The 8,673-nt window shown below is 68.0% G+C and carries 9 protein-coding genes and 1 pseudogene; 4 read left to right on the plus strand and 6 right to left on the minus strand.

All coding sequences use genetic code 11. The annotated features are described in order from the left end of the window. Window positions 1–149 precede the first annotated feature (149 nt). Window positions 150–330 (minus strand): annotated as a pseudogene (locus tag B0W80_RS33335) (response regulator transcription factor); the annotation flags it as partial. Continuing rightward, window positions 303–1,259 (minus strand): LysR family transcriptional regulator, encoded by a 957-nt coding sequence (locus B0W80_RS33340; protein ID WP_077003426.1) that lies wholly within the window; start codon window positions 1,257–1,259, stop codon window positions 303–305. The pseudogene B0W80_RS33335 and the gene B0W80_RS33340, both read right to left, overlap by 28 nt. Before the next feature lie 70 nt (window positions 1,260–1,329). Between B0W80_RS33340 and add the strand changes: the two genes are divergently transcribed. Continuing rightward, on the plus strand, window positions 1,330–2,421 hold the full coding sequence (gene add, locus B0W80_RS33345; protein ID WP_179107089.1) for an adenosine deaminase: 1,092 nt from the start codon (window positions 1,330–1,332) through the stop codon (window positions 2,419–2,421). Window positions 2,422–2,423: 2 nt separating this feature from the next. Continuing rightward, window positions 2,424–3,404, plus strand: a complete 981-nt coding sequence (locus B0W80_RS33350) for a tripartite tricarboxylate transporter substrate binding protein (RefSeq protein ID WP_077003428.1) — start codon at window positions 2,424–2,426, stop codon at window positions 3,402–3,404. Between the two features lie 193 nt (window positions 3,405–3,597). Here the strand turns inward: B0W80_RS33350 and B0W80_RS33355 are convergent, their stop codons facing one another. Further along, the gene (locus B0W80_RS33355; protein ID WP_077003429.1) at window positions 3,598–4,047 is read right to left on the minus strand and encodes a CBS domain-containing protein; all 450 of its coding nucleotides are present in this window, start codon (window positions 4,045–4,047) and stop codon (window positions 3,598–3,600) included. A gap of 141 nt (window positions 4,048–4,188) precedes the next feature. Between B0W80_RS33355 and B0W80_RS33360 the strand changes: the two genes are divergently transcribed. After that, a complete protein-coding gene (locus B0W80_RS33360) occupies window positions 4,189–5,499 on the plus strand; it encodes an O-acetylhomoserine aminocarboxypropyltransferase (protein ID WP_077003430.1) in 1,311 nt (436 codons plus the stop codon). Then, entirely contained in the window at window positions 5,499–6,311 is an 813-nt protein-coding gene (locus B0W80_RS33365; RefSeq protein WP_077003431.1) for an alpha/beta fold hydrolase, read from the plus strand. The genes B0W80_RS33360 and B0W80_RS33365 overlap by 1 nt, the downstream gene beginning before the upstream one ends. Here B0W80_RS33365 and B0W80_RS33370 read toward each other — a convergent pair. From B0W80_RS33370 to B0W80_RS33380, 3 genes are read right to left on the minus strand one after another with little or no spacing between them, the layout of a single operon-like run. Beyond that, on the minus strand, window positions 6,295–6,957 hold the full coding sequence (locus B0W80_RS33370) for an NAD(P)H-binding protein (RefSeq protein WP_077003432.1): 663 nt from the start codon (window positions 6,955–6,957) through the stop codon (window positions 6,295–6,297). The genes B0W80_RS33365 and B0W80_RS33370 overlap by 17 nt on opposite strands. A 13-nt stretch (window positions 6,958–6,970) precedes the next feature. Further along, window positions 6,971–7,354, minus strand: a complete 384-nt coding sequence (locus B0W80_RS33375; protein ID WP_256856760.1) for a thioredoxin family protein — start codon at window positions 7,352–7,354, stop codon at window positions 6,971–6,973. 35 nt (window positions 7,355–7,389) lie between these two features. Then, the gene (locus tag B0W80_RS33380) at window positions 7,390–8,607 is read right to left on the minus strand and encodes a YihY family inner membrane protein (protein WP_077003434.1); all 1,218 of its coding nucleotides are present in this window, start codon (window positions 8,605–8,607) and stop codon (window positions 7,390–7,392) included. Window positions 8,608–8,673: the final 66 nt, after the last annotated feature.

Below are 8,673 nucleotides of genomic sequence, written 5' to 3' on the forward strand. Positions count from 1 at the left end.
TTCCTCCCCGCCGCGATCGATCAGTCGGGGTTGTTGTTCTTGATGGGCGCGGATGATAGCCGCGTTTTTTTGCACAACAGCACGGGAAACCTCATGCCGCCCCAACAACGCGAGATGAGGTACTACTTACGAAGTCATCACGGGCATTCTTAGACGTCCCTCAGCAAATTTGCCAACTCCACCGCCGACTTCACTTCCATCTTCTCGAACACGCGCGCCCGGTGAACCTCGACCGTGCGCACGCTGATCGACAACTGGTCGGCAATCAGCTTGTTGGGGCAGCCCCTCGACCACGCGCCGCATCACCTCGCGTTCGCACCCGGTGCGTTCTTCGCCTTCCCACCCAGCCGCGGCAACCTCCACCGCAGAAACGCAATCAGCTCCTGCGCCACCACATTCCGCATCGGTCCCGGCAAATAGACCAGCGCCACGCGCCGTTCGATGCGCGGCTTCGACAGGGGCAGCACGACCAGGTCGGGGTCGCGCAGCGAACCGGTGTAGAGCCGCGGCATCAGGCCAAGTGCGAGGCCGCCGCGGACCAGCGCGTAGAGCGTTTCGGAGTAGCTCACGCGATAGGGCTCGGCGCCCTGCGCGAACTGCGCGCGTGCCGGGTTGCCCAGGGCCGGCATGCTGCCGCTCTCGAACAGCACCAGGCGCTCGCCACCGATCGCCTCCCAATTCACCTCCCGGGCGGCGGCAAGAGGATGGTCGCGGCGCACCACCAGCACCAGCGGATCGCGCAGCAGTTCGACGCTGGACAGCCCGCCGGGCGGCTCGGTGATGGCGGTGACCGCCATGTCGAGTTGGCCGCTGCGCACCTCGGCCAGCAGCGTGGTCGAAGGCGCGTCGCGCCACGACAGCTCGAGTGCACGGCCGGTCTCCCCGAGATAAGCGCTCACGGCCGCTGCAACGCTGTCGCTGGCGGAAGGGATCACGCCGATGCGCACATAGGCGCGGCCGCGCTGCACGGTGCTCTCGATGTCGCGCAGCGCCACCTCGACGGTGTTGACGAGGAAGTCGGTGCGGGCCAGCACCTCGGCACCCACCGGCGTGAGTTCGAGCCGATGGGTGGAGCGGGTCAGCAGCTCGGCGCCGAGCAGCTTCTCCATCTGCTTGATGGCGTTGCTGAGGGCTGGCTGCGTGATCGACAGTCGCTTGGCGGCGCGGCCGAACTGGCCTTCCTGCACGAGCACCGAGAAGAACTGAAGCTGGCGCAGCGTCAGCGCGCGCAGCGGGAGGGGCGAGGCATCGTCAGCCATAGATCGCGTGAATCAAATCATAAAAATTCAAATCTTTGCTTATACGCCGTCGCTCACTAGACTGGTCCGCATGACGACCGCGCCCGCCTTGCTCGACACCTCCCTCGACGGATTTCTCAGTGCGATCCCGAAGGTCGAGCTGCATTGCCATCTGTTCGGCACGGTGCGGCACGCGACCTTCGCCGCGCTCAACCGCCGCGCGGGTTCTCCGCTGGCCGAGCAGGAGGTCGAAGACTTCTACACGCGCGGTGAGAAGCCGGTGGGCGTACTGCGCGTGCTGCGCGCGCTCGATGCACAGCTGCTGCGGACGCCGGACGACCTGCACCGGCTGACACTCGAATACCTGGAGGACGCGGCTTCGCACCACGTTCGCTACAGCGAGTTCTTCTGGAACCCGACCGGCACGGTGCACACCTCCCGCATCGGCTACCGCGACGCGCAGGCAGCGATCGTGCGCGCCATTCACGACGCCGAGAAGGACTTCGGCATCACCGGCCGCCTGATCGCGGCCATCGACCGCGAGGCCAGCCCCGAGGCCGCCGTCGAGATGGTCGAGTGGGTGACGGCGAACCGCTGCGACGAAGTCATAGGCATCGGCATCGACTACCGCGAGAACGACCGCCCGCCGGAGCTCTTTCTGCAGGCCTACCGAAACGCGCGTCGCGCCGGCCTGAAGACGACCGCGCACGCGGGCGAATTCGGCATGCCGTGGACCAACGTGCGCACCGCGCTCGACCTGCTGCAGGTGGACCGCATCGACCACGGCTACACGGTGGTGGACCAGCCCGAGTTCGCGCGCGAATGCGCGGAACGCGGCGTGCTGTTCACGGTGGTGCCGACCAACTCCTACTACCTGCGCACGCTGCCGCCCGAACGCTGGGCGCTGGACCACCCGATCCGCCGCATGCCGGGCCTGGGCCTGCGCATCCATCCCAACACGGACGATCCCACGCTGCACAAGGTCACGCCGACGCAAGCCTGGGCCATGATGGTCCGCGACTTCGGCTTCGGCCTCGACGACCTGCGCAGCTTCATGCACAACGGGCTCGACGGTGCCTGGATCGATGACGCCACGCGCCGCGCATGGCGCACGCAATGGACCGCCGAATTCGACGCGCTGCGCGCGCAATTGCCCTCCGACGCCCTCCCCCACGGAAACTGACCATGCCCACCTTCAAGCTCCCGCTTCTCGCCGCCGCGCTCGCCATCGCCCTACCCGGTGCCGCCTTCGCCCAGGCCGCCTGGCCCGCTGCCAAGCCCATCACGCTGATCGTGCCCTACTCGGCCGGCGGCAGCGTCGACTTCAACGCCCGACTGGTTGCAACCAAGCTGGGCGAGCGGCTCAAGCAGTCGGTGGTGATCGAGAACGTGACCGGCGCCGGCGGCGCCATCGGCGTGGCCAAGGCCGTGAACGCGGCGCCCGACGGCTACACGCTGGTGGCCGGCCCCGACAGCGCGATCGCGATCGGCAAGCTGATCAACCCGGCTGCCTTCAAGTTCGACCCGATCAAAGACCTGGCGCCAGTGGGAATGCTCAACACGGCACCGATGGTGCTGGTGGCGCGCCCAGGCCTGGCGGTGCAGAACTATGCCGACTTCGTGAAGCTCGCGAAGGCCGCGCCCGGCAAGTACAACTACGCGACCTCGGGCGTGGGCACCGTGCTGCAGTTGGCCATGGAACTGCTCAAGGAGAAGAGCGGCATCTTCGTGACCCATGTGCCGTACCGCGGCGGCGCGCAGATCGCGACCGACGTGATCGGCAACCAGGTCGACCTGGCGATGCTGGTCAGCACGAGCGCGATTCCGCACGTCAACGGCAACCGTCTGAAGGCCCTCGGCGTCACGGGCAGCAAGCGGCTCGAGTCGCTGCCCAACGTGCCGACCTTCGACGAGATGCCGGGGCTCAAGGGCTATTCGATGGTCAGTTGGACCGGCATCTTCGCGCCGGCGGCCACGCCCGCCGCGACCGTGAAGCGCATCAACGAAGAACTCAACGCGGTGCTCAAAGACCCGGAAGTGCGGGCCAAGCTGCAGGAGCAAGGCGCCGTGCCCGGCAGCGGCAGCGCCGAAGAGCTCGGCAAGTTCGTGCAGGGCGAGTACGCGCGCAACCAGAAGATCGTGCAGGCCGCCAACATCAAGGAGTGAGCGGCTCCGACCAGCCTGCGGCCTGCGCCGCAATCAGTTCCTCCAGTGCGCTACGCGCGACCCGCACTACCTGAAGTCACGCACGCGAAACGGGGAACACCGCGGAACCGGCTTTGCCGGGCCGCTGGTGTTGCCCCCGGTGAGGGGGTTGGCGGACCACACGAAGTGGGGGAGCCTGGGGGAGAGCTTTACTTCAGTTCGACTCGTCTTCCGCCGGCCAGTCGCGGATGTAGGCCTTGAGCATCTTGTTCTCGAAGTTCTGGCTGTCCACCACGGCCTTGGCCACGTCGTAGAAGCTGATGACGCCCATCAGCATGCGGTTGTCGATGACCGGCATGTAGCGCGCATGGCGCTCCAGCATGATGCGGCGCACCTCGTCGAGGTCGGTTTCCTGCGTGCAGGTGACGGGATGGTCGTCCATGGCCTTGCGCACCAGCGTGCTGCCGACCTGGCCGCCGTTGCCGACGATGGCGACGATGACTTCGCGGAAGGTCAGCATGCCGACGAGTTCGCCGTGCTCCATCACCACCAGCGAACCGATGTCTTTCTCGGCCATGGTGTTGACCGCCACGGCCAGCGGCTCATCGGGGGTGACGGTGAAGAGCGCGTTGCCCTTCACGCGCAGGATGTCGCTGACTTTCATCGTGGTGCTCCTCTCTTGCTCGGCCAGATGCCGAATTGAATATAGCCCACAATGCCGGCCATCCCCCGGCCCCGGCGCACCTTCGCACTCGATGCGCGTAACGGGGCATTGCAGAATCGGTTGCTTCGAAAGGTTGACTTCATGCCCGGCTATTCCGATCCCGGCTTCGACACGCTGGCGCTGCACGCCGGCGCGGCGCCCGACCCCGCCACCGGCGCGCGGGCCGTGCCCATCCACCTGAGTACTTCCTTCGTCTTCGAGTCGAGCGACCATGCGGCCGCACTCTTCAACCTGGAGCGTGCGGGCCACGTCTACTCGCGCATCAGCAACCCGACCAACGCGGTGCTCGAACAGCGCGTGGCCGCGCTCGAAGGCGGCATCGGCGCCATCGCCACGGCCAGCGGCCACGCGGCGCTGCACCTGTCGATCGCCACGCTGATGGGTGCGGGCTCGCACATCGTCGCGAGCACGGCGCTCTATGGCGGGTCGCAGAACCTGCTGCACTACACGATGCGGCGCTTCGGCATCGACACGACCTTCGTCAAGCCCGGCGACCTCGACGGCTGGCGCGCGGCCATCCGGCCCGAGACCAAGCTGCTCTTCGGCGAGACCGTGGGCAACCCGGGGCTGGACGTGCTCGACATCCCCGCGGTCAGCGAAATCGCCCACGCGGCCGGCGTGCCGCTGCTGGTCGACTCCACGCTGACCTCGCCCTACCTGATCAAGCCCTTCGACTGGGGCGCCGACCTGGTCTATCACTCGGCGACCAAGTTCCTGTCGGGCCACGGCACGGTGATCGGCGGGGTGGTGGTCGATGGCGGCAGCTTCGACTGGGAGCGCTCGGGCAGGTTCGCGGAACTGACGCAGGCCTACGAGGGCTTCCACAACATGGTGTTCAGCGAGGAGAGCACGGTGGGCGCCTTCTTGCTGCGTGCACGGCGCGAAGGGCTGCGCGACTTCGGCGCCTCGATGAGCCCGCACACGGCCTGGCTGATCCTGCAGGGCATCGAGACGCTGCCGCTGCGCATGGAGCGCCACATCGACAACACGCAGAAGGTGGTGGAGTTCCTGGCCGCGCATCCGTTCGTGGCGCACGTGGGGCACCCGCTGCTCGAGTCGCATCCGAGCCACGCGCTGGCGAACCGGCTGCTGCGCCATGGCGCCAAGGGCGCGGGCGCGGTGTTCAGCTTCGACCTCAAGGGCAACCGGCAGCAGGGCAAGGTGTTCATCGAGGCGCTCAAGCTTTTCAGCCACCTGGCCAACGTGGGCGATTGCCGCAGCCTGGTAATCCACCCGGCGAGCACCACGCATTTCCGCATGACGGACGAGGCGCTGGCGGGCGCCGGCATCACGCAGGGCACCATTCGGCTGTCGATCGGGCTGGAAGATCCGATGGACCTGATCGACGACCTCAAGCGCGCGCTGCGGGCCGCGGAAAAGGCAGGTGTCTGATGGATTTGTCGGTCAACGGCCACCGCGCCTACTGCTATACCGGCGGCAAGCCCTTCGACGCCGCCAAGCCGACGGTGGTGTTCATCCACGGCGTGCTCAACGACCACAGCGTGTGGATCCTGCAGAGCCGCTGGTTCGCGCACCACGGCTGGAACGTGCTGGCCGTGGACCTGCCGGGGCACTGCAGGAGCGAAGGCGCGCCGCCCGCGAGCGTCGAAGAGGCTGCTCAGTTCGTGCTCGCGCTGCTCGACGCGGCCGGCGTGCAGAAGGCGGCCCTGGTCGGCCACAGCTTCGGCTCGCTGATCGCGCTGGAGGCCGCGGCGCGCGCACCGGACCGCATCACGCGCCTCGCGCTGGTCGGCACCGCCTACCCGATGACCGTGTCTCCCGCCCTGCTCGACGCCTCGCTGAACGATCCGCAGCGCGCCATCGCCATGGTCAACGGCTTTTCGCATTCGATGCTGGCGCCGCCGCCCTCCACGCTCGGTCCAGGCACCTGGCTCTACGGCGGCTCGCGCGCACTGATGCGCCGGGTGCTGGCGAGCAACGGCGAGGCGAACGTGTTCCACCTCGGCTTCAAGGCCTGCAACGACTACGCCAACGGCGAAGGCGCGATGGCCGCCGTGGCCTGCCCGGTGCTCTTCGTGCTCGGCAACGCGGACCAGATGACGCCGCCGCGCTCGACCAAGGCACTCGCATCGAAGGCGCGCGACGCGCGAACGGTGCAGGTGACGGCCGGGCACCAGTTGATGAGCGAGGCACCGGACGAAGTGCTGTTCGCCTTGCGGGACTTCCTCAACGCAACGCGTTGATCAGCGGCATCTCGACCAGCGGGGTGGGCGCGCCGCTTCGCACGGCCGCCAGCATGGCCCGCCCGATCTGCTCGCTGGTGGTGACGCGGTCGGGTGCCATGCGCCGGACGAGGCCGAAGACCGGCACGGCCAGCACGTAGACCCACCGGTACAGCGCGGTCTTGGAGCGCACGCCGTGCAACGGCTGGATGAAGCCGGGGCGGAACATGTAGGCCGCCTTGAAGGGCAGCCGCATCAACGCGTTTTCGGTTTCGCCCTTGACGCGCGCCCACATGCTCGGGCCGCGTTCGGTGCTGTCGGTGCCGGCACCCGAGACGTAGATGAAGCTCATCTGCGGATTGAGCCGCACCAGCAGCCTGGCGGCCGCAAGCGTGAGGTCGTGCGTCGTGCGGCGGTAGTCGGCCTCGCTCATGCCGACCGAGGACACGCCCAGGCAGAAGAAGCAGGCGTCGTAGCCGGCGAGCCGGCCCTCGACCGCACCGTAGTCGAACATGTCGGGCACCACGAGGTCCGCCAGCTTGGCGTGCGTCTGGCCGGACGGCCGGCGGCCGACGCTGACGACCTGCGTCACGCCGTCGTCGAGCAGGCATTCCCGCAGTACGCCTTGCCCCACCATGCCGGTCGCGCCGAAGAGCAGGACCTTCATGGCGGGCCGCCGTCTATTCGATTTCGAACGTGCCCGGGTCGCGCGCCAGGGCGGCGATCAGGGTGCGGACTTCGGCGGACGGCGCCTGGGCCGGCTGCAGCGCGCCGAGCATGCGCGACAGGGTCTCGGCATGCGGCAGCAGCGGGCCGAGGAAGCAGGTGCCCGATTCGCCGGCCACCAGCAGCGTGGGAAAGGTCTCGACGTCGAAGTCGTCTGCCAGCTCGGCATGGTCCTCGATGTCCACCCAGGCGAATCGAAATTGCGGATGGGCCTTCGCCACCTGCTCGAACAGCGGCCGGTATTCGCGGCAGCTGCCGCACCAATCGGCGCAGAGACAGACCACCCACAGGGCGTCGCCGGCGGCATCGAGCGTTGCGGGGGAGGCTGAATGGTTCAAGGCTGAACGAAGGGGGTCAAGTGGAGGCCTCGCCATTATCGATACGGCAGCAAATCCTGCAGGACGAGGGTTCGCAAGGGGCCTTTGTGCCACAGGTTATCGAGCGGTGGCGCATGCGGCAGCAAAAGGGCGCTGAGCAGGGGCTCCAGCGGCGTGCGCGAGGGGTCGGCCAGCAGCACGTAGCGCGGGTCTTCGTCGTCCGGCTCCTCGGCCAGCGGGCCGATCCAGTCGAGCGCGACCAGTGCCTCGAGCACCGGCGCGAGCTGCAGCGCGTCCACCCGCATGCGGGCCACCAGCTCGGCCGCGCCCAGCCCCTTGCCCAGCGATCCGCGCGCCTGCGCCAGGTGCTGCAGCGCCTCCACCGCCAGCTGCAGCGGCCAGCCCGGCACGCCGCCGCGCCGCGCCACGCCGGCCAGAAGGCTGGGCAGGTAGGCGGCGATCACCGCGCCCATCAGCACGATCACCCAGGCCACGTAGATCCAGACCAGCAAAATCGGCACGGTCGCGAAGGCGCCGTACAGCACGGAGTAGGTCGGCACCAGGCTCAGGTAGTAGCCCAGCACGCGCTTGGCGATCTCGATCGCCGCCGCCACGAAAAAGCCGCCGGCCCAGGCATGCGCCCACTTGACCTTCGTGTTGGGCACGTAGTGGTAGAGCGAGGCCATGCCGCCGGCCAGCAGCACGAACTCGAAGGCATCGAACGCCAGCTTGACCATGCCGCGGCCCACCCAGTCGCGCGAAGCCGAGAACACGTAGGCGGTGGTGCTGAGGCTGAGGGCCAGCACCAGCGGCCCCAGCGTGATGGCGGCCCAGTAGATCAGCACCCGTTGCGCGAAGGGCCGCGGCCGGCGCACGCGCCAGATGTTGTTGAGGGTCTTGTCGATGGTCAGGATCAACGCGATGGCCGTCACCAGCAGCACCAGCAGGCCGGCCACGCCCAGGCCGCTGGCCGCGCTCGCGAACTGGTTGAGGTAGCCCAGCACCTGGCGCGCGATGTTGTCGGGGATCAGGCTTTCGATGAGCCAGCGCTGCACGCGGCCCTGCATGGTCGCGAACATCGGAAACACCGTGAACAGTGCCAGGGCCACGGTGAAGAAGGGCACCATCGCGATGGTGGTGGTGAAGGTCAGGCTGCTGGCGGTGAGGCCCAACCGGTCTTCGCGGAAGCGTTCGCCCAGCACCTCCGCCGTGTTGCCCCAGGGAAAATGCGAGAGATCCCTCCAGAGTTGACGGCGATTCATGGCGGCTATCATGCCATCGGGTTTTCGCCTTCCCCTGAGGCCCGCTGCCTCCGCAGCCCGCTCGCCCCCGCCCCGGTT

This window comes from Variovorax sp. KK3 (assembly GCF_001984055.1).
Classification (GTDB): domain Bacteria; phylum Pseudomonadota; class Gammaproteobacteria; order Burkholderiales; family Burkholderiaceae_C; genus Variovorax.